The following is a 20,241-nucleotide window of genomic DNA, read 5'->3' as shown; positions in this document are numbered from 1 at the left end:
TGTATACTCGACTTTCGCGCAAAACGCGCCTGCAGGTCTTGCGAACATGACGCAAATTTCCGAACGCCTTCTGGTTCAGGCCCATCTCGACGCCAAACAGCCCAAGCCGCTGACCGCCGAGCAAGAGGCCTGGTACCGCGCCGCCATCGCCGCCGAGCTCAAGGCTCAGGATGCGGTGCTGGTCGCGCACTTCTACTGCGACCCGATCATCCAGGCCCTGGCCGAAGAGACCGGGGGCTGTGTGTCCGACTCCCTGGAAATGGCCCGCTTCGGCAACGCCCATCCGGCCAAGACCGTGGTGGTGGCCGGGGTCAAGTTCATGGGCGAGACCGCCAAGATCCTCAACCCCGAAAAACGCGTATTGATGCCGACCCTGGAAGCCACGTGCTCCCTGGACCTGGGTTGCCCGGTGGAGGAGTTCTCGGCGTTCTGCGACCAGCATCCGGAACGCACCGTGGTGGTGTACGCCAACACGTCGGCAGCGGTCAAAGCCCGGGCCGACTGGGTGGTGACGTCCAGTTGCGCACTGGAAATCGTCGAGAGCCTGATGGACAACGGCGAGACGATCATCTGGGGCCCCGACAAGCACCTGGGCACTTATATCCAGCGCAAGACCGGCGCCGACATGCTGCTCTGGGACGGCGCCTGCATCGTTCACGAAGAGTTCAAGTCCAAGCAGTTGGAGGACATGAAGGCGCTGTACCCGGACGCCGCAATCCTCGTGCACCCCGAGTCGCCAACTTCGGTGATTGAACTGGCCGATGCGGTGGGCTCCACCAGCCAGTTGATCGCCGCGGCCCAAAGCCTGCCGAACAAAACGCTGATTGTCGCCACTGACCGTGGCATCTTCTACAAGATGCAGCAGTTGTGCCCCGACAAGGTCTTCATCGAAGCCCCCACCGCCGGCAACGGCGCGGCATGCCGCAGTTGCGCGCACTGCCCGTGGATGGCGATGAACACCCTGGAGCGCACGCTCAAGAGCCTGCAGGAAGGCACCAACGAGATATTCGTCGACCCGGCGCTGATCCCCCAGGCCATTCGCCCGCTCAAGCGCATGCTGGACTTCACCCAGGCGGCGCGGATGAAGCTGGCGGGCAATGCCTGAAGGTAGCTCCAAGTTGCAAGCTGCAAGTCCAAAGCTTGCAGCTTGCGACCTATTTCTTTTTCTTGGGAATTCGCACCAGCTGCGTATCCGAGTAGATGTCATGCCAGGTGCGCTTGCGCTTGTCGAACAGCGACCAGATGAAGCCCAGTCCCACCAGCAGCAATGAGGCGATCGACACGACAAATCGCAACAGGGCCTGCCACAGGCTGATCGCCGTGCCATCGGCGTTCTGCACGCGAATGCACCACACCTGCATGCCCAGGGTCTGGCCGTTGTGGGTCCAGAACTTGGCGAAGAAGCCGAACAGCACGAAAAGCAGCACGGTGGACAGTAGCGGGTCGCCGTCCAGTGCGCCGGCGTCGGTGAGGGCGCGCATTTTTTCTTCGCCGATGATCGCCATCTGAATCATCTTGTAGACGCCGCCAGTGACGATCAGCAGGGCCGTGCACAGTAAAAAGTCATAGAACATCGCGGCCAGGCGACGGCCCAGGGTGGCGGGAGGGAACTCGCCTTGGGGGATGAGCAGGTGTTTGGGCATGACGGCCTCGGACGAAAAAGAGGCCATTTTACGGATTTACGCCCATAAAAAAGCCCCTGATATCAATCAGGGGCTTTTTTGTTTCTCGAAAGCTTAGCCTTCGGCTTGAACCTCGTCAGCCTGCATGCCTTTCTGGCCTTGCACAGCAACAAAAGTGACTTTCTGGCCTTCTTTCAGGCTCTTGAAGCCGCTGCCCTGAATGGCGCGGAAATGCACGAACAGATCCGGACCGCTGTCAGGAGTGATAAAACCAAAACCTTTCTCGTCGTTGAACCACTTGACGATACCGTTCTGACGCTCAGCCATTTTCTTATTTCCTTTGATGCTAAATTAATGACAGCCTCTTCCACATGAAAGAGTACTGGGGCTGGGTTGCAGGAAAGTAAGAGACGTCGAGCGGGATGTAGCGAACTTCATAAGCTACTGCCCAGGTCACGGTTCCAAGCGACCCATGCAAACACAGTGATCAAACTCTACGCCAACTATGAACAAAAAAACAACCCCCTCTGAAGGCCCCGTATTTACTCAGCATTCTCGCATTTACAGGGGCTGCGGGCAGGGGCTTATTCGATAGGCTAGTTCAATTGTTTTCAACGTTATAGGTGCAATTTCAATATCGAGTAGATGCACCTTTTTATGGCGGTTGCGTTACACATTAGTGCACGTATAACGCAACCGCGTTACGTATAGAAACAGTCAATCAACCGCGGTAGTAGCGTTGTGGAACAAATGGCATTTTGCTTACAAGCAAAGGCACTTTTTTCCCACGCACGATGGCCCAGACTGGCGTATCCAGTGCGACATAGGCGCTGTCCAGGTAACCCATCGCCAACGGAGCGCCCAGGGTCGGGCCGAAACCGCCGCTGCACACCGTACCGATAATCTCGCCCGCTTCGTCGACGATCTCTGCACCTTCGCGCACGGGTGTGCGTTCCTGGGGCAGCAGGCCGACGCGTTTGCGCTTCACGCCGCCCTGTTGCTGGGCGAACACGGTTTCAGCCCCTGGGAAACCACCGGCCCTGACGCCATCGGCGCGGCGGGCTTTAGAGATCGCCCACAGCAGGCTGGCTTCGATCGGGGTCGTTTCGGTGTTCATGTCGTGGCCATAAAGGCACAGGCCGGCTTCCAGGCGCAGGGAGTCGCGAGCGCCCAGACCGATGGCGGCCACTTCCGGCTCTGCCAGTAGGGCGCGGGCCAGCTTTTCGGCCTCGGCGGCGGGCACCGAGATCTCGAAACCGTCTTCACCGGTGTAGCCCGAACGGCTGACAAAGCAGTCCATACCCAGCAGCGTGACGCGCTGGAACTGCATGAAGGTCATCTTCGCCACGTCTGGCGCCAGTCGTGCAAGCACGGTGACGGCGGCCGGGCCTTGCAGGGCGAGCAGGGCGCGGGCTTCGAACAGTGGCTCGATGCTGCACTGGTCGCCGATATGGGCGCGCAGGTGGGCCAGGTCCTGCTCCTTGCAGGCCGCGTTGACCACCAGGAACAGCTCGTCGTTGCCCAGGTTGGCGACCATCAGGTCGTCGAGGATGCCGCCGTTTTCGTTGGTGAACATGGCATAGCGCTGCATGCCCACCGGCAGGTCGATGATGTCCACCGGCACCAGGGTTTCCAAGGCTTTGGCGGCGTTTGCGCCGCTCAGGCGGATCTGGCCCATGTGGGACACGTCGAACAGCCCGGCCTGATCGCGGGTGTGCTGATGTTCTTTCATCACGCCCAATGGGTATTGCACCGGCATGTCATAGCCGGCGAACGGCACCATGCGGGCGCCGAGTTCGAGGTGCAGGGCGTGCAACGGGGTCTTCAGCAATGGTTCGGTGGACATATCAGCTCCTGGGAAAAATGTAGAAGTGAGGCAAGCGCATCAGCATTCGATGATGTTGACCGCCAGACCGCCGCGGGCGGTCTCCTTGTATTTGCTTTTCATGTCGGCGCCGGTCTGGCGCATGGTGCGGATGACTTTGTCGAGGGAAACGAAGTGATGCCCGTCGCCGCGCATGGCCATGCGCACCGCATTGATGGCTTTCACGGAGCCCATGGCGTTGCGCTCGATGCACGGCACTTGCACCAGGCCGCCGATGGGGTCGCAGGTCAGGCCGAGGTTGTGTTCCATGCCGATCTCGGCGGCGTTTTCCACTTGCTGCACGGTGCCGCCGAGCACTTCGCACAGGGCGCCGGCGGCCATGGAACAGGCCACGCCGACTTCACCCTGGCAACCGACTTCGGCGCCGGAGATGGAGGCGTTTTCCTTGTACAGGATGCCGATGGCGGCGGCGGTCAGCAGGAACCGCACCACGCCGTCTTCATTGGCCCCAGGGATGAAGCGCATGTAGTAATGCAGCACGGCCGGGATGATTCCCGCCGCGCCGTTGGTCGGCGCGGTGACGACGCGGCCACCGTAGGCGTTTTCTTCGTTGACGGCCAGGGCATACAGGTTGACCCAGTCCAGCACCGACAGCGGGTCGCGCAGGGCAGCCTCCGGGTTCTTGCACAACTGACGGTGCAGCGCCGCCGCCCGGCGCTTGACCTTCAGCCCGCCCGGCAGGATGCCTTCGTTGCGGCAGCCGGCCGCCACGCAATCCTGCATCACCTGCCAGATCTTCAGCAGGCCGGCGCGGGTTTCGGCTTCGGGGCGCCAGGCACTTTCGTTGGTCAGCATCACCTGGCTGATGGACAAGCCATAGGTGGTGCAGTGGCTCAACAAGTCCTTGGCGCTTTTGAACGGGAAGGTCAGGGGGGTGGCATCTTCGACGATACGGTCGGCGCCGGCAGCGCTTTCGTCGACGACAAAACCACCGCCTACCGAGTAATACTCGCGGCTGCGCACCTGCAGGCCCGCCGCATCGAAGGCGCGGAAGATCATGCCGTTGGGATGAAAAGGCAGCGGCTTGCGAATCATCGCCAGGTGCAGTTTTTCGTTGAATTCAATGCAGTGTTCACCCAGCAGGTTCAGGCGCCCGTTGCTGCGAATCTCTCGCAAGCGGGCGTCGACCGTTTCAGTGTCCACGGTATCCGGGTGTTCGCCTTCCAGACCCAGCAGCACGGCCTTGTCACTGCCGTGGCCTTTGCCGGTGGCGCCGAGTGAGCCGTAGAGCTCGACCTTGACGCTGGCGGTGGTGTTGAGCAGGTCATCACGACGCAGCCCTTCGACGAAACGGGCAGCGGCACGCATCGGGCCGACCGTGTGGGAACTGGAGGGGCCGATGCCGATTTTGAACAGGTCGAACACGCTTAACGACATGGTGTTTCTCCGGTTTCTTTTTATGAGGATCGACGGTTTAAGGTCTGGCATAGATCCTTGTGGGAGCGAGCCTGCTCGCGATAGCGGAGTGTCAGGCAACATCTCTATTGGCTGTTACGCCGCTATCGCGAGCAGGCTCGCTCCCACAGAGGATTCGGAGGGCTGGTAGATCGCCCTCCGCTCAGGTCAAGCGTAGCTTTCGATCGACGGGCAGGCGCAGACCAGGTTGCGGTCGCCGAACACGTTGTCGACCCGGCCCACCGGCGGCCAGTATTTGCCGTCGATCAACGACGCCACCGGGTACACCGCTTGTTCGCGGCTATAGGGGTGGGTCCACTCGCCGACGATTTCCGCGGCGGTGTGGGGGGCGTTTTTCAGCGGGTTGTCGTCTTTGTCCAGGCTGCCGTTTTCCACCGCACGGATTTCTTCGCGGATGCAGATCATGGCGTCGCAGAAGCGGTCCAGTTCTTCCTTGGATTCGCTTTCGGTCGGCTCGATCATCAGCGTACCGGCCACTGGGAACGACATGGTCGGGGCGTGGAAGCCGAAGTCGATCAGGCGCTTGGCCACGTCATCGACGCTGATGCCGCTGCTGTCCTTGAGCGGGCGCAGGTCGAGGATACATTCGTGGGCCACCAGGCCGTTGCTGCCGGAGTAGAGCACCGGGTAGTGTTCTTCCAGACGGCGGGCAATGTAGTTGGCGTTGAGGATTGCCAACTGCGAGGCACGCTTGAGGCCCGCACCGCCCATCATGCGGATGTACATCCAGGTGATCGGCAGGATGCTTGCGCTGCCAAATGGCGCCGCGCACACCGCGCCTTCCTTGCGCGCCATGTTGGCGTGGCCCGGCAGGAACGGTGCCAGGTGGGACTTGACGCCGATCGGGCCGACACCTGGGCCGCCACCGCCGTGAGGAATGCAAAAGGTCTTGTGCAGGTTCAGGTGCGACACGTCGCCACCGAACTTGCCCGGGGCGCAGAGGCCGACCATGGCGTTCATGTTGGCGCCATCGATGTACACCTGGCCGCCGTTGTCATGAATGATCCCGCAGATTTCGCGGATGCCTTCCTCGAACACACCGTGGGTGGACGGGTAGGTGATCATCAGCGCCGCGAGGTGTTCGCGGTGCTCGGTGGCCTTGGCCCGCAGGTCTTCGATGTCGACGTTGCCGCGAGCATCGCAGGCGGTCACGACCACACGCATGCCGGCCATGTTGGCGGTGGCCGGGTTGGTGCCGTGGGCCGACGATGGGATCAGGCAGATATCGCGACGGTCTTCGCCACGGCTCTGGTGATAGGCGCGGATCGCCAGCAGACCGGCGTATTCACCCTGGGAACCGGCGTTTGGTTGCAACGACACCGCGTCGTAACCGGTAGCAGCGCAGAGCATGGCTTCCAGTTCGTCGGTCAGTTGCTGGTAGCCGGCGCTCTGTTCGGCGGGGGCGAACGGGTGCAGGGCGCCGAACTCGGCCCAGGTCACCGGGATCATTTCGCTGGCGGCGTTGAGTTTCATGGTGCAGGAACCCAGCGGGATCATGGTGCGATCCAGGGCCAGGTCCTTGTCGGCGAGCTTGCGCAGGTAGCGCATCAGCTCGGTTTCGGAGTGATAGCGGTTGAACACCGGGTGGCTGAGGACCGCCGACTGGCGCACCAGCTCGGCCGGGATACGGCTGTGCACGGTGGCGGCCAGGGCGGCGAAATCCGGCAGGGCCTTGCCGTCGGCCAACAGGCTCCACAACGTTTCGACGTCCGCCTGGCAGGTGGTTTCGTCCAGGGACAGGCCCAGGCGTTCAGCGTCCACCACGCGCAAGTTGATGCGCTGGGCACGCGCCTTGTCGTGCAGGGCAGCGGTTTGCGCGCCGGTGTGCAGGGTCAGGGTGTCGAAAAAGCTGTCCTGCTCGACAGCCAGACCCAAGGCGCCCAAGCCCTTGGCGAGGATCGCGGTGAGGTGATGAATGCGGTTGGCGATCTGAGTCAGGCCTTTAGGGCCGTGATACACGGCGTACATGCTGGCGATGTTGGCCAGCAAGACCTGGGCGGTGCAAATGTTGCTCGTGGCTTTCTCGCGACGGATGTGTTGTTCGCGGGTCTGCATCGCCAGGCGCAAGGCCGGCTTGCCGAAACGGTCCACGGAAACACCCACAAGGCGGCCCGGCATATCGCGCTTGAAGGCATCCTTGGTAGAGAAATACGCCGCGTGTGGGCCGCCAAAGCCCAATGGCACGCCGAAGCGCTGGGCGCTGCCGATGGCCACGTCGGCGCCGAACTCACCCGGTGCCGTCAGCAGGGTCAGGGCCAGCAGGTCTGCGGCGACAGCGACGAGGGCGTTGGCGGCATGGAAGCGTTCGGTCAGTTCACGGTAATCGAACAGGTCACCGTTGCTGGCTGGGTATTGCAACAGCGCGCCGAAGAAACTGCCGACATCGGTCAGTTCGCGTTCGTCGCCCACGACCACGTCGATGCCCAAGGGCTCGGCACGGGTGCGCAGCACATCAAGGGTTTGCGGGTGGCAATGGCGGGAAGCGAAGAAGGCATTGCTGCCCTTGTTCTTGCTCAGGCGCTTGCAGAAGGTCATGGCCTCGGCGGCGGCGGTGGCTTCGTCCAGCAAGGATGCGTTGGCGATTGGCAGGCCGGTCAGGTCGCTGATCAAGGTCTGGAAGTTCAGCAGTGCCTCGAGACGGCCCTGGGAAATTTCCGGCTGGTAAGGGGTGTAGGCGGTGTACCAGGCCGGGTTTTCCAGCAGGTTGCGCAGGATCGGCGCTGGCGTGTGGCAGTTGTAGTAGCCCTGGCCGATGTAGGTCTTGAACAGTTGGTTCTTGCCGGCGATGGCCTTGATCGAGGCCAGTGCATCGGCTTCGCTCTGGCCGTCGCCCATGTCCAGCACGCTGGTGCCCTTGATGCTTTCCGGAATGACGCTGGCGCTCAACGCTTCCAGGGAGTCGTAGCCCAGGCGCTCGAGCATGGCTTGCTCGTCGCTGGCTCGCGGGCCGATGTGGCGGGCGATGAATTCGTTGGCGGTGCCGAGATTAACGGTCATGTTGCGCTCCTCAGGCTTCGGCGTTGGCTTTGATCAGGCGGTCATAGGCGTCCTGATTCAGCAGTTGGTCAACTTGGGTGGCGTCGGCGGGCTTGAATCGGAAAAACCAGCCTTCGCCCAGCGGATCTTCGTTGACCAGTTCCGGATTGCTTTCCAGGGCCGGGTTCACTTCCAGCACTTCTCCGTCCAGCGGCATGTACACACCGCTGGCGGCTTTCACCGATTCCACGGTAGAGGCTTCGTCACCCTTGGCGTAGCTTTGCAGTTCCGGTAACTGAACATAGACCACATCGCCCAAGGCGTTCTGGGCAAACGCGGTAATACCGACGGTAACGCTGCCGTCGGCTTCAGTGCGCAGCCATTCGTGATCTTCAGTGAAACGCAACTCGCTCATGGAAACTCCTGGGGCCAGATTCGTCTGGTGGACGCGAAGAAAGGCGCGGGGCTTGGCCCGGCCGAATGGTTATATCCTTAGCAAGAATGCGGCCAATGCTGATAAATACTTATATATCAATGGCTTACTCGGTTCTGTCGAGCGCCGGCTGTATTGAGCTGTAGCGAAAACGCTACAGCTATACGCCTGGAAAAAATCGTTGTGGGATCAAAGCCTTGCGCGGCGCAGCTTAGCGCCAAGTGTATCGATATCGTTCCGCTGTAGCGCTTTCAGTACAGGTGGAGGTCGTTTTTGAGCCAGGTTCCAGGTACGCCGCAGGTCCCAATGTGGGAGCGAGCCTGCTCGCGATAGCGGTGGGTCAGCCTGCACGGATATTGACTGATACATCGCTATCGCGAGCAGGCTCGCTCCCACAGAGGGCAGCAGCGTGCTTACGGCTTGCCGGAAATCCCGTATTTACGCAACCGATGGGCAATCGCTGTATGGGAGGTTTGCAGGCGGCTGGCGAGCTGGCGGGTCGAGGGGTAGTTGACGTAGAGGCTTTCGAGCAGATGTTTTTCGAAGGCTTCCACCGCTTGCTCAAGGCTCTCGACTTCCACGTCACCCTGGCGCGCCACAGACGTGCCGGCAATGTCCAGGTCGCCAATGTCCACCAGGCTGCTTTCACAAATGGCCGCGGCGCGGAAGATCACGTTCTGCAATTGCCGCACATTGCCCGGCCAGCGGTTGCCCAGCAGCGCCGGGTAGGTGCCGGGGGCCAAGCGGCAGACCGGGCGCTGGATTTGCGCACAGGCCTGCTGCATGAAGTAGCGCGCCAGCAGCAAGATGTCCTGGCCACGCTCACGCAGCGGCGGTACTTCGACGTTGAGCACGTTCAGGCGATAGAACAGGTCTTCGCGGAACGAACCTTCGCTGACCATTTTTTCCAGGTTGCGGTGGGTCGCGCTAAGAATGCGCACGTTGACCTTGATTTCCCGGTCGCCGCCGACCCGACGGAAGCTGCCATCGTTCAAGAACCGCAGCAGCTTGGCTTGCAGGTAGGGCGACATCTCGCCGATTTCATCGAGAAATACCGTGCCCTGGTTCGCCAGTTCCATCAGCCCCGGCTTGCCACCCCGTTGCGCGCCGGTGAAGGCGCCGGGGGCGTAGCCGAACAGTTCACTTTCGGCCAGATTCTCCGGCAGCGCCGCACAGTTCAGGGCCAGGAACGGCGCGCCGTGGCGGGCACTGATGGCATGGCAGGCCCGGGCCACCAGCTCTTTGCCCGTGCCGGTTTCGCCCTGGATCAGCAACGGTGCATCCAACGCCGCTACCCGCTGGGCCCGGGCCTTGAGGGTGCGGATCGCCGGGGATTCGCCCAGCAACGCGTCAAACCCTTCGGCGTGGTCGTGGTGCAGCGCCGATAGGCGTTCGCCGATGCGGTTTGGCTGATAGAGGGTCAGCAACGCACCGGCGTTTGTAATGGGCGTGGCGTCCAGCAGTAAGGTCTGGCCGTTGAGGGTGATTTCCCGAAGCGGCAGGCGGAAACCATTCTCCAGCAGAGCGACCAACAGGGCTTCGTCACCGAACAGCTCGGCAACGCTTTCCCCGGCCGGTTCACGCCCGTACAGGGCGATCAACGCCGGGTTGGCCAGCAATACGTGGCCGGCGCTGTCGAGGGCCAGTACCGGGTCGGTCATGGCCGCGAGCAGGGCGTCGAGCTGCAAATGCCGACGCTGGCCGGGCAGGATGTCCACCACGGTGACCGCCTGCACGCCCCGCACGCTGAACAGCGCCTCGCGTAATTCGTCCAGCACCTGCGGGCTGAGGGTCGGGGCATCGATGTAGACGTTGGGCGGCACCATCTCCACCGCATCCAGATTGAGATTGCGCCCACCGAGCAGCGCCAGGACTTCCTGGGTAATGCCGACGCGGTCGATGAAACTGACGTGGATACGCATGGGGCGGTTCTGGGTTCTGGAATACGGAGGGTGGCAAGTATGCCTTGGGGCGGGCTATTGGTGAAATCCTGGTGCAGGGTCAAGGATATACACCGATCTCTATTGTGGGAGCGAGCCTGCTCGCGATAGCGCAGGGTCAGTCCACATCTCCATTGGCTGTTGCACCGCTATCGCGAGCAGGCTCGCTCCCACAGGAGGTTGGCGGTGAGGCGGCTATCGTTTACAACCCAATATCCCACTCCGGCCTCTCGGGAAACTTGAGCACCAAAAAATCCAGCAGGCTGCGCAGCGCCGACGGCATGTGTTTGCGTGAGGCATACACCGCGTACATGTTCATCCGGCGGGGTTCGGCGTGGGGCAACAGGCGGATCAGTTCGCCGTTCTTGATGTGGGTGCCGGCCTGGTAGCTGGGCAGCATCGCCACGCCCGCACCGGATATCGTTGCCTGCAGCAATGTGCTGGCTTCGTTGGCGCTGATGTTGCCCTGCACCGGCACCGAGACCTGCTCGCCGTCCTGCTCGAAATGCCACAGGCTCTTGCCGACGTAGGAGTGGGTCAGGCAGTTGTGCCGGCTCAAATCCTCGACCCGTTGGGGCGTTGGGTGTTCACGCAGGTAGCCGGGCGAGGCGCAGATCACCGAGCGACAGACTGTGAGGCGCCGGGCAATCAGGTTAGGGTCCAGGTCGTTGCTCATGCGGATCGCCAGGTCGATGCGCTCGTCCACCAGGTTCACGGTGCGGTCGAGCATTTGCAGGTCGACGCTGACCCCTGGGTAGCGCACGACGAACTCGGTCATGGCTGCCGCCAATTGGGCCTGGCCGAACGAGGTGCTGGCGCTGATGCGCAGCATACCCCGTGGCGCATCGTCCGACGTACTGACGGCGGCCTGCATGTCGCCGGACAGATCCAGCATCTGCCGACAGCGCGGCAGGATCTCCAAACCCGCGGCCGTCAGGCTCAATTTGCGAGTGGTGCGGTGCATCAGTCGGGCACCAACCCAGTCTTCCAGTTCCGCCAGATACCGTGACACCACCGGTCGTGACAGGTCCAGATGTTCGGCTGCTGCCGACTGACTGCCCAGTTCCACCACGGCGACGAACACTTGCATTGCTTGTAGACGATCCATGATTTGCCCGATTTCAGAAACAAACTATGTCCAAGCATCGCATTTTTTGAAACGAGTCAGGTCCCTAAGCTGCGCTCATTCCCAATCGGGCTTATGCACAACGGAGCACAACATGACCGGATCCACCTTATTCAAGCGTCTGCTGCTGACCAGCGCTTCGATGATTTTTGCGGCCAACACCTGGGCAGCCGACCTTGCCCTGGAGGTCTACAACCCTGGCGCGACGGCCGTTTTCCCGGTGACCTCGGTATTGGTCAGTGGGGAAAAAGAAGTGGTGTTGGTGGACGCCCAGTTCGGCAAGTCCCAGGCCGAACAGGTGGTGCAGAAAATCCGCGCCAGCGGCAAGCAATTGACCACGATCTACATCAGCCACGGCGATCCCGACTACTATTTTGGTCTGGAGACCCTGACCGCCGCGTTCCCGGATGCCAAGGTGCTGGCCTCTGCGCCGACCGTCGAACACATCAAGCACACCATGGACGGCAAGTTGAAATATTGGGGGCCGATCCTCAAGGGCGATGCGCCGAGCAAAGCGATCGTACCCCAGGTACTCAAGGGAGACAGCCTGACCCTGGAGGGCAAGCGCTTGCAGATCATCGGTCTTGATGGCCCGCAACCGGACCGCAGCTTCGTGTGGATCCCGTCGATCAAGGCGGTGGTCGGCGGCGTCGTGGTGGCCGAGAACATTCACGTCTGGATGGCCGACACGCAGACGCCGCAGTCCCACAAGGATTGGCTGGCGACGCTGGAGGGCATTGAAAAACTGCAACCGAACACTGTGATTCCCGGCCATTACCTGGGTGATAGTGCCCGGTCCCTGGCTCCGGTGAAATTTACCGCCGAGTACATCAAGGCCTTCGACGAAGAAACCGCCAAGTCCAAGGACTCCGCCGCCCTGATCGCCGCCATGAAGCAGCGCTACCCCGATCTGGGGGAAGACAGCTCCCTGGAGCTCAGTGCCAAGGTGGCCAAGGGTGAGATGAAGTGGTGAATACCGATCTTTGATCAGAGCACCGTTGTGGCGAGGGGATTTATCCCCGCTGGGTTGCGCAGCAACCCCAAAACAGGCGAAGCGCTCCGTCTGATAAACCTCAATGTCAGCTATAGGGCTGCTACGCAGCCCAGCGGGGATAAATCCCCTCGCCACAAGAGCCTGTATTTCAACATCGCTAACCAATGGAGAACATCATGAGCAAAATCGCAATCATCGGCGCCACCGGTCGGGCTGGCAGCCAGTTGTTGGAAGAAGCCCTGCGTCGTGGCCACAGCGTGACGGCCATTGCCCGTAACACGGCCAAGATCGGTAAGAGGGCCGGTGTGGTCAGCCAGCAGTTGGATGTATTGGACAGCGAGGCCTTAATCGCAGCGGTAGCCGGTCATGATGTGGTGATCTGCGCCGCCCATTTCGCCACCGTGCCGGCCGACAAGGTCATCGCCCCAATCAAGGCTGCCGGGGTCAAGCGCTTGCTGGTGGTGGGCGGGGCCGGTTCGTTGCTGCTGCCGGACAATAGCCGTGTGATCGACAGCGAAGGCTTCCCTGAGGAATACCTCGCCGAAGCCAGCGCCGGAGCATTGTTCCTGGACGTGCTGCTCAAGGAACAGGACCTGGACTGGACCTTCCTCTCGCCCTCGGCGGAGTTCGTCGAGACCGAGCGCACCGGTCAGTTCCGTATCGGCAAGGATCACCTGCTGTTCGACGCCGCCGGGCGCAGCTGGATCAGCTTTGCCGATTACGCCATTGCAATGATCGATGAAGTGGAGACGCCGCAGTTTTCGCGGCAGCGCTTTACCGTCGGTTATTGAGCCACTGGTTAGGACAGGCGCTCCTACGGGGTCAGCTGTGGAGTCTCATCCACACGCTGACCAGCACCGTCGCCGCCATCAGCCACGCCACCGCCGCCACGGCCAGCGAAGCCTCCAGGCGCATCCGGTCGACCATCACATACAGCGTCGCCAGGTAGACGAAGTAGGGGATGATCGACCACATGCCAAACACGATGGTGGTTTTCAGATCGTCCACCGAGCGGCCCTTGCCGACAATGTAGTGGGCGATCAGGGCAAAGGTGGGAAACAGTGGCACCAGCCCGGCGATGTAATAGTTCTTGGTCTTGGCGAGCATCGCCAGGATGACCACCACGGCGGCACCGAGCGCTGCTTTGAAAATCAGGTCCACAGGTTTACTGCCCCAGGTTAATGGCTCAGGCCATATTTTTTGACTTTGTCGAACAGCGTGGTCTTGGCCATGCCCAGTTCGAGACTGGCCTGGGTCAGATTGCCACCGCTGCGTTGCAGGGCGTCCACCAGCAGGTTGCGTTCGAAGGCTTCCACCGCTTCGGCGAAGGCCAGGCCCTGGCTGGCGCCGCTGGCCCCCGACTTCTTGAAGGCCGGCAGGCCGAGTGCATAGCGCTCGGCGACGTTGCGCAGTTCCCGCACGTTGCCCGGCCAGTCGTGGCTCATCAGGTTGGACAGCGTCTGGTTGTCCAGCTCCGGCACCGTGCGGTCGAAACGCAGGGACGACTGCTGCAGGAAATGCTCGAACAGTTGCAGAATGTCTTCGCGGCGCTCGCGCAGGGGCGGCAGTTCCAGGGTCACCACGTTGAGGCGGTAATACAAGTCGCTGCGAAACTGCCCGGCCCGGCCCAGTTCGTCCAGGTCGGACTTGGTGGCGGCGATGACCCGGCAATCCACGGCCACACTCTGGTTCGAACCCAGCCGCTCGAGGGTGCGTTCCTGCAACACCCGCAGCAACTTGATCTGCAAGGGCAGGGGCATGCTTTCCACTTCATCGAGAAACAGCGTGCCGCCGTCGGCGTGCTCGATCTTGCCGATCCGTCGTTTGCCGGCGCCGGTAAAGGCGTTGGCTTCGTGGCCGAAAATCTCGCTTTCGAACAGGTTCTCCGGCAGGCCGCCGCAGTTGAGCGCGACGAATTGTTTGCTGTGACGTCGGCTGAAATCGTGCAGGCAGCGCGCGACCAGTTCCTTGCCGGTGCCGGTTTCACCTTCGATCAGCACGTTGGCCGAGGTGTCGGCTACGTTGGCGATCAGTTCTCGCAGGTGCTGCATGGCCGGTGAACGGCCGATGATCCGGCCTTCCAGGGAGTCGCGTTCGGCCAGTTGCCGGCGCAGCGATGAAACCTCCCGGGCCAGGCTGCGTTGCTCCAGGGCGCGGCGGGCGACGTCCACCAGGCGTTCGGGGGAGAAGGGTTTCTCCATGAAGTCATAGGCGCCTTTTTGCATGGCGCCGACGGCCATGGAGATGTCACCGTGGCCGGTGATCAGCACCACCGGCAGGCTGCGGTCCCGGGCCTTGAGGCGGGTCAGCAGCTCCAGGCCATCGATGCCCGGCAGGCGAATGTCGCTGATGACGATGCCGGCAAAGTCATCGCCGACCCGCTCCAGGGCCTCTTCGGCGCTGCCCACGCCGATGCAGGGAATGTCTTCCAGGGACAGGGCCTGCTGGCAACCCAGCAGGACATGGGGGTCGTCTTCGACGATCAGTACGCTCAGGTCGTTATTCATGGCTGCTCGGCAGGTAAAGGGCTTACCAACGGTAAACTGAGGGCAAACGTGGTTCCACCTTCGGCCGGGTGTTCGACCTCCAGATGCCCGCCCGCGGCGGCGGCCAGGCTCGCCGAAAGGGTCAGGCCCAGGCCCAGGCCCTGTTCGCCGGGTTTGGTGGTGAAGAAGGGTTCGAACAAATGCTTGCGCGCCTCGGGATCGATGCCATGGCCGTTGTCCCGCACCCGCAGGCGATATTTGCCATCCGAGGCAGTGCCTTCAAGCCACAGCCGCGGCTCGGGTTGGCTCTGCATGGCGTCCAGGGCGTTGCCGATCAGGTTCACCAGGATTTGTTCAAGACGCGTCTGGTCGATCTGTACCTGCACGTCATCGTAACCGGCATGCACCTGGATCTTCAGGCTTTCGAGGCGGCCGCCCAGCAGTTGCAGCGCGGCTTCGACCGCCTTGCCGAGGCTGGCCCGGCCCTGATCGTCCCCGCGCCGGGCGAAGGAGCGCAGGCTGGCGGTGATCCGGCCCATGCGGTCGATCAGGTCGTTGATGGTCTTGAGGTTGGCGCTGGCGATATCCAGCTGGCCCCGCTCAAGAAAGCGCACGGTGTTGCCGGACAGGGTACGCAGCGCGGCCAGCGGCTGGTTGAGTTCATGGGCGATGCTGGTGGACATCTGGCCAATGGCGGCGAGTTTGCCAGCCTGCACCAGTTCGTCCTGGGCCCGGCGTAACGTCTCTTCGGCCTGCCGCCGTTCGCGGATCTGGCCCTTGAGCCGTTCATTGCTGGCCCGCAGGTCGGTGGTGCGTTCGGTAATCCGACGTTCGAGCTGGTTGTTGGCTTCCTGCAAGGCCTCCCGGGCAGCGAGGCGAGTGGCGATGACCTTGCGCCGCTCGTTCCAGGCGATCAGCAGGAAAGCCACCAGGGCGAAGGCCACGGCCACCAGGATGCCCTGGTTGATTGCCTGGCGACGCAGGTCTTCAAGTGGCGTCAGCAGGGTGAAATTCCAGGGTGTGTCGCTCAGGGGACGGGTCTGTGACAGATAGCTGATGGGCCGCTCGTCGGACACCAGTTCGGCGTTGGCCGGGAAGGTCAGTTTTTCCATGCCTTCGGCCAGGCGTTCCCGAGCCAGGGGAACCAGCTCGTTCAGTGGGAACCAGTAATACTGCAGGCTGCGGGCCAGGCGCTCTTTGGTTTCGTCGCTCAGCGGTCGCACGGACTTGAGCCGCCGCGCCGGATCGCTGGACAAAATGATGATGCCATTCTCGTCGCTGACGAAGGCTTCCAGGCGCGCGCGCTGCCAGCGCTCTTCCATGGCTTCCAGGCGCACTTTGACCACCGCCACGCCGATGATCTTGCCCTGCTGTTCCAGACCATGGGCCAGGTAATAACCAGGCTCGCCGCTGGTGCTACCGATGCCATAGAAGCGCCCGGGCTGACCGCGTACGGCGTTCTGGAAATAGGCGCGAAAGGACAGGTCTTCACCCAGGTAACTGTCGACGTCGCGCCAGTTGCTGGTCGCCATGACCCGGCCTGTGGTGTCCATCACATAAATGGCCCGACTGCGGCTGCGCCGGTTCAGGCCTTCGAGGTATTCGTTGACGGTCTTGCGATGCTCGGGCGTGGGGTCGTCGAGCAGTTGCGATACGCTGGATTCAAGCTCCAGCAGGCTGGGCAGGTAGGTGTATTTGCTGATCTCGCTCTCGACCGCACGGGCGTGCAGCTCCAACTGGCGCTCGCCGTTCTCGCCCAGGCTGCGAATGCCGTAGTGCTCACTGATCCAGAAGCCGAGGTAACCCAGGCCGATCATCAGGGCAATGATCAGCGGCGGCAGGAACAGATGGCGAATCAGACGAGGCTTCACGGCGAGTGATGGCGGCGCGGCGCGATAGAGAGTGGGGTCGCATTTCATCACAGAAGCCTTGGGTCAACCACAACACTTACCGAAGTACCAGCGCAGTCCCTTGTGGGAGCGAGCCTGCTCGCGATAGCGGACTGACATTCAACACCAAGGTTGACCTGTCATGCCCTCATCGCGAGCAAGCTCGCTCCCATAGGGGAAGTGCGTTTTGTTTAGTGCTGCAGGATTTTCTCAAGGAAATGCTGCGCACGTTCGGAGCGGGCGCTGATGTCGCCGAAGAACTCTTCCTTCTCGCAGTCTTCGATGATCTGGCCCTGGTCCATGAAGATCACCCGGTTCGCCACTTTGCGGGCGAAGCCCATTTCGTGGGTCACGCACATCATGGTCATGCCTTCGTGGGCCAGTTGCACCATCACGTCGAGCACTTCGTTGACCATTTCCGGGTCAAGGGCCGAGGTCGGTTCGTCGAACAGCATCACGATCGGGTCCATCGCCAGGGCACGGGCAATCGCCACGCGCTGCTGTTGGCCGCCGGAGAGCTGGCCCGGGTGCTTGTGGGCATGGGCCGACAGACCGACCCGCTCAAGCAGTTGCAGGCCTTTCTGGGTGGCTTCTTCCTTGCTGCGGCCCAGTACCTTGATCTGGGCGATGGTCAGGTTTTCGGTGATGGTCAGGTGCGGGAACAGCTCGAAGTGCTGGAACACCATGCCAACGCGCGAGCGCAGTTTCGGCAGGTTGGTCTTCGGGTCGGCGATGGACGTACCGTCGACCACGATGTCGCCTTTCTGGAACGGCTCCAGGGCGTTCACGCATTTGATCAGCGTGGACTTGCCCGAACCCGACGGGCCGCACACCACCACAACTTCACCCTTGCTGACCTCGGTGCTGCAATTGGTCAGTACCTGGAAGTCCCCATACCACTTGTTGATGTTCTTGATAGAGATCATACGGCGAACCTTTTTTGCAGACGCTTGACCAGCAGCGAGGCGGCAAAGCTGATTGTGAAGTACACGAGACCTGCGATGATCAGGAACTCATGGGAGCGGCCGATGATGTCGCCATTGGCCCGCGAAGCATTGAGGAAATCCACCAGACCGACGGTGTAGACCAGCGAGGTGTCCTGAAACAGGATGATGCTTTGTTGCAACAACAGCGGGGTCATCTTGCGAAACGCCTGGGGCAGGATGATCAGGCGCATGGTCTGGCCATAATTCATGCCCAGCGCCTGGGCGGCGCCCATCTGACCCTTGGGGATCGACTGCACGCCGGCCCGCACGATTTCGCAGAAGTAGGCCGCCTCGAACATCATGAACGCCACGACGCAGGAGCCAAACGCACCGATAGGGGTGTCTTCGCCGGTGATCCAGCGCAGTACGAACGGCACCGCCAGGTAGAACCAGGTGATGACCAGCAGCAGCGGGATCGAGCGGAAATAGTTGACGTAGGCGCCGGCAATGCTGGAGATCAGCTTGTTGTGGGACAGGCGCATCAGCGCCAGGATAGTCCCCAGGATGATCCCGCCAACGACGCCCAGGGCCATCAGCTTGAGCGTCATCACCATGCCGTTCCACAAACCGGGAATGGCCGGGATGATGCCAGTGAAGTCGAGTTCCATTATTTACCCCCCACGGAAATCAGGCCGGGCACCGCGACTTTCTTCTCGACCATGCGCATGAGCAGCATCAGGCTCATGTTCAGGGTGAAGTAGATCAGTGTCGCCAGGGTGAAGGCTTCGAACAGGTTGGCGGAGAACTCGGCGGTCTGTTTGGTCTGTGCAAGCAATTCCATCAGGCCGATCAGCGAGGCCACGGAGGAGTTCTTGAAGACGTTCAAGAATTCCGAGGTAAGCGGCGGAATGATGATCCGGTAGGCCTGGGGCAGCAGGACGTTCCAGTAGATTTGCGGCAGCTTGAAGCCCATGGCCCGTGCGGCGGATTCCTGGCCGCGCGGCAGCGCCTGAATACCAGTACGAACTTGTTCGCAGACCCGCGCGGCGGTAAACAGGCCCAGGCACACGACGACGCTCAGATAGGCCGAGGTCGTGGGGTTCAGGTCCTGCTTGTACCACTCCTGCAGGTCCGCAGGCAGCAAGTCGGGCACCAGGAAGTACCAGATGAACAGCTGAACCAGCAGCGGTACGTTACGAAAGAGCTCCACGTAGCCGGTGGCGATACCCGACACCAGCCGGTTCGGCACGGTGCGCATCACGCCCAGAACCGAACCCAGCAGTAGGGCGATGATCCAGGCCGCGACGGCGATGGCGATGGTCCAGCCCAGGCCGGCCACGTACCAGTCGAGATAAATCTCGCTGCCGATGCCGGTGGACTTGAAGAACACGCCCCAGTCCCAGTTGTAATTCATTAGGGTCTCCCCTCAGATCGATCGATATGCAAATACCCGCCTGGGGAAGCTCCATTCCCACCTGACCCTTGAAGGGCAGGCACACACGATCGGCTCGACAGCCACCGGTTCGAGTGTTTCCAGATATGCCAGCAGGGAGTGACCATCCCCTGAAAGCGCAAAAGCACTTCCAGGGGACAAGGTTAGTCAGGAATCAGGATTTCTTTTCGTCGGCCGCTTTGTCGGTCGGTTCGGCGATCAGTTTCTTGAGCTCTTCGCTCATCGGGAAGTTCAGGTTCAGGCCTTTTGGTGGAATTGGCTGCATGAACCATTTTTCGTAGATCTTGTTGATTTCACCAGAAGCGTAGGTGGCCTTGATGGCGTCATCGACGGCTTTTTTGAACGGCTCGTCGCCCTTGCGCATCATGCAACCGTAGATTTCGAAGGACTGCGGGGTACCGGTCACGGCCCAGTCGCCTGGTTTCTTGGCCTTGGCCATTTCACCGGCCAGCAAGGCGTCGTCCATCATGAAGGCAACGGCACGACCGCCTTCGAGCATGTTGAACGATTCGCCGTGGTCTTTGGCCGAGATCACGTTCATGCCCATCTGCTTGTCGGCATTCATGGACTTGAGGATGCGCTCGGACGTGGTGCCGGCGGTGGTCACGACGTTTTTGCCCTTGAGGTCGTCGAAGTCCTTGTACTTGGAGTCCTTCTTGGACAGCAGCTTGGTGCCGATCTCGAAGATGCCAACGGAGAAATCAACCTGCTGTTGACGCTCGACGTTGTTGGTGGTGGAGCCGCATTCCAGGTCGACGGTGCCGTTTTGCACCAGTGGGATACGGGTTTGCGAGGTCACCAGGTTGTACTTGACCTGCAGGTTCGGCACGTCCAGTTCTTTTTTCAGGGCTTCGACGACTTTCAGCTGAATGTCGTGGGAATAGCCGACCGGTTTGCCGGAGGCGTCCGCGATATAGGAAAACGGAATGGAAGCGTCGCGATGCCCGAGCGTGATGACGCCGGACTCTTTGATCTTTTTCAGCGTACCGGTCAGTTCGGCAGCGAAAACCGGGGTGCTGATCAGAGCGGCAGCAATGGCTGCGCCCAGGAGATGGGGAACGATGCGCATCGATATTTCCTCGACATTGTTTTTCT

General features: G+C 61.4%; 18 protein-coding genes. 3 read left to right on the top strand and 15 right to left on the bottom strand.

Annotated features, from left to right (window positions below):
* Positions 1 to 46 precede the first annotated feature (46 nt).
* Positions 47 to 1,105: a quinolinate synthase NadA gene (nadA, locus tag PSH91_RS20840; protein ID WP_047227049.1), complete on the top strand. Its 1,059-nt coding sequence runs from the start codon at positions 47 to 49 to the stop codon at positions 1,103 to 1,105.
* 49 nt (positions 1,106 to 1,154) lie between these two features.
* Here nadA and PSH91_RS20835 read toward each other — a convergent pair whose 3' ends face one another.
* The 8 genes from PSH91_RS20835 to PSH91_RS20800 form a co-directional block, all read right to left on the bottom strand.
* Positions 1,155 to 1,643, bottom strand: a complete 489-nt coding sequence (locus PSH91_RS20835; protein WP_047227123.1) for an RDD family protein — start codon at positions 1,641 to 1,643, stop codon at positions 1,155 to 1,157.
* A 93-nt stretch (positions 1,644 to 1,736) separates the two neighbouring features.
* Positions 1,737 to 1,949, bottom strand: coding sequence for a cold-shock protein (locus PSH91_RS20830; RefSeq protein ID WP_047227048.1), 213 nt, complete (start codon positions 1,947 to 1,949; stop codon positions 1,737 to 1,739).
* A gap of 394 nt (positions 1,950 to 2,343) precedes the next feature.
* Complete coding sequence (gcvT, locus tag PSH91_RS20825; protein ID WP_274089930.1) at positions 2,344 to 3,468, bottom strand: glycine cleavage system aminomethyltransferase GcvT; 1,125 nt, start codon at positions 3,466 to 3,468, stop codon at positions 2,344 to 2,346.
* Between the two features lie 39 nt (positions 3,469 to 3,507).
* The gene (locus PSH91_RS20820; protein ID WP_107321979.1) at positions 3,508 to 4,884 is read right to left on the bottom strand and encodes an L-serine ammonia-lyase; all 1,377 of its coding nucleotides are present in this window, start codon (positions 4,882 to 4,884) and stop codon (positions 3,508 to 3,510) included.
* A 186-nt stretch (positions 4,885 to 5,070) separates the two neighbouring features.
* Positions 5,071 to 7,920, bottom strand: coding sequence for an aminomethyl-transferring glycine dehydrogenase (gene gcvP / locus PSH91_RS20815; RefSeq protein ID WP_107321981.1), 2,850 nt, complete (start codon positions 7,918 to 7,920; stop codon positions 5,071 to 5,073).
* 10 nt (positions 7,921 to 7,930) lie between these two features.
* A complete protein-coding gene (gene gcvH / locus PSH91_RS20810) occupies positions 7,931 to 8,314 on the bottom strand; it encodes a glycine cleavage system protein GcvH (protein ID WP_047227044.1) in 384 nt (127 codons plus the stop codon).
* Between the two features lie 431 nt (positions 8,315 to 8,745).
* Positions 8,746 to 10,254: a sigma-54-dependent transcriptional regulator gene (locus PSH91_RS20805; protein ID WP_047227043.1), complete on the bottom strand. Its 1,509-nt coding sequence runs from the start codon at positions 10,252 to 10,254 to the stop codon at positions 8,746 to 8,748.
* Positions 10,255 to 10,474: 220 nt separating this feature from the next.
* Positions 10,475 to 11,380, bottom strand: a complete 906-nt coding sequence (locus PSH91_RS20800; protein WP_274089929.1) for a LysR family transcriptional regulator — start codon at positions 11,378 to 11,380, stop codon at positions 10,475 to 10,477.
* A gap of 112 nt (positions 11,381 to 11,492) precedes the next feature.
* Between PSH91_RS20800 and PSH91_RS20795 the strand changes: the two genes are divergently transcribed.
* Entirely contained in the window at positions 11,493 to 12,371 is an 879-nt protein-coding gene (locus PSH91_RS20795; RefSeq protein ID WP_305466642.1) for an MBL fold metallo-hydrolase, read from the top strand.
* Between the two features lie 197 nt (positions 12,372 to 12,568).
* Complete coding sequence (locus PSH91_RS20790) at positions 12,569 to 13,183, top strand: NAD(P)-dependent oxidoreductase (RefSeq protein ID WP_047227040.1); 615 nt, start codon at positions 12,569 to 12,571, stop codon at positions 13,181 to 13,183.
* Between the two features lie 31 nt (positions 13,184 to 13,214).
* Here PSH91_RS20790 and PSH91_RS20785 read toward each other — a convergent pair whose 3' ends face one another.
* The 7 genes from PSH91_RS20785 to PSH91_RS20755 form a co-directional block, all read right to left on the bottom strand.
* On the bottom strand, positions 13,215 to 13,544 hold the full coding sequence (locus tag PSH91_RS20785; protein WP_173407518.1) for a GlpM family protein: 330 nt from the start codon (positions 13,542 to 13,544) through the stop codon (positions 13,215 to 13,217).
* A gap of 26 nt (positions 13,545 to 13,570) precedes the next feature.
* Positions 13,571 to 14,851 carry a sigma-54 dependent transcriptional regulator gene (locus PSH91_RS20780; RefSeq protein WP_230682613.1) on the bottom strand — a complete coding sequence of 427 codons (1,281 nt, stop codon included), beginning with the start codon at positions 14,849 to 14,851 and terminating at the stop codon, positions 13,571 to 13,573.
* 44 nt (positions 14,852 to 14,895) lie between these two features.
* The gene (locus PSH91_RS20775) at positions 14,896 to 16,797 is read right to left on the bottom strand and encodes a sensor histidine kinase (RefSeq protein ID WP_047227037.1); all 1,902 of its coding nucleotides are present in this window, start codon (positions 16,795 to 16,797) and stop codon (positions 14,896 to 14,898) included.
* A 161-nt stretch (positions 16,798 to 16,958) separates the two neighbouring features.
* Positions 16,959 to 17,693 carry an amino acid ABC transporter ATP-binding protein gene (locus PSH91_RS20770; protein WP_047227036.1) on the bottom strand — a complete coding sequence of 245 codons (735 nt, stop codon included), beginning with the start codon at positions 17,691 to 17,693 and terminating at the stop codon, positions 16,959 to 16,961.
* Positions 17,690 to 18,361 (bottom strand): amino acid ABC transporter permease, encoded by a 672-nt coding sequence (locus tag PSH91_RS20765; protein ID WP_047227035.1) that lies wholly within the window; start codon positions 18,359 to 18,361, stop codon positions 17,690 to 17,692. Before PSH91_RS20765 ends, PSH91_RS20770 begins: the two co-directional genes overlap by 4 nt.
* Entirely contained in the window at positions 18,361 to 19,107 is a 747-nt protein-coding gene (locus tag PSH91_RS20760; RefSeq protein WP_047227034.1) for an amino acid ABC transporter permease, read from the bottom strand. The genes PSH91_RS20765 and PSH91_RS20760 overlap by 1 nt, the downstream gene beginning before the upstream one ends.
* A gap of 193 nt (positions 19,108 to 19,300) precedes the next feature.
* On the bottom strand, positions 19,301 to 20,215 hold the full coding sequence (locus PSH91_RS20755) for a glutamate/aspartate ABC transporter substrate-binding protein (RefSeq protein ID WP_047227033.1): 915 nt from the start codon (positions 20,213 to 20,215) through the stop codon (positions 19,301 to 19,303).
* Positions 20,216 to 20,241 lie beyond the last annotated feature (26 nt).

Source organism: Pseudomonas sp. FP1154 (genome assembly GCF_030687245.1).
GTDB lineage: Bacteria > Pseudomonadota > Gammaproteobacteria > Pseudomonadales > Pseudomonadaceae > Aquipseudomonas > Aquipseudomonas rhizophila.
Note: the sequence above shows the minus strand (reverse complement) of the source record. Positions and strands in the feature narration are given on the sequence as shown.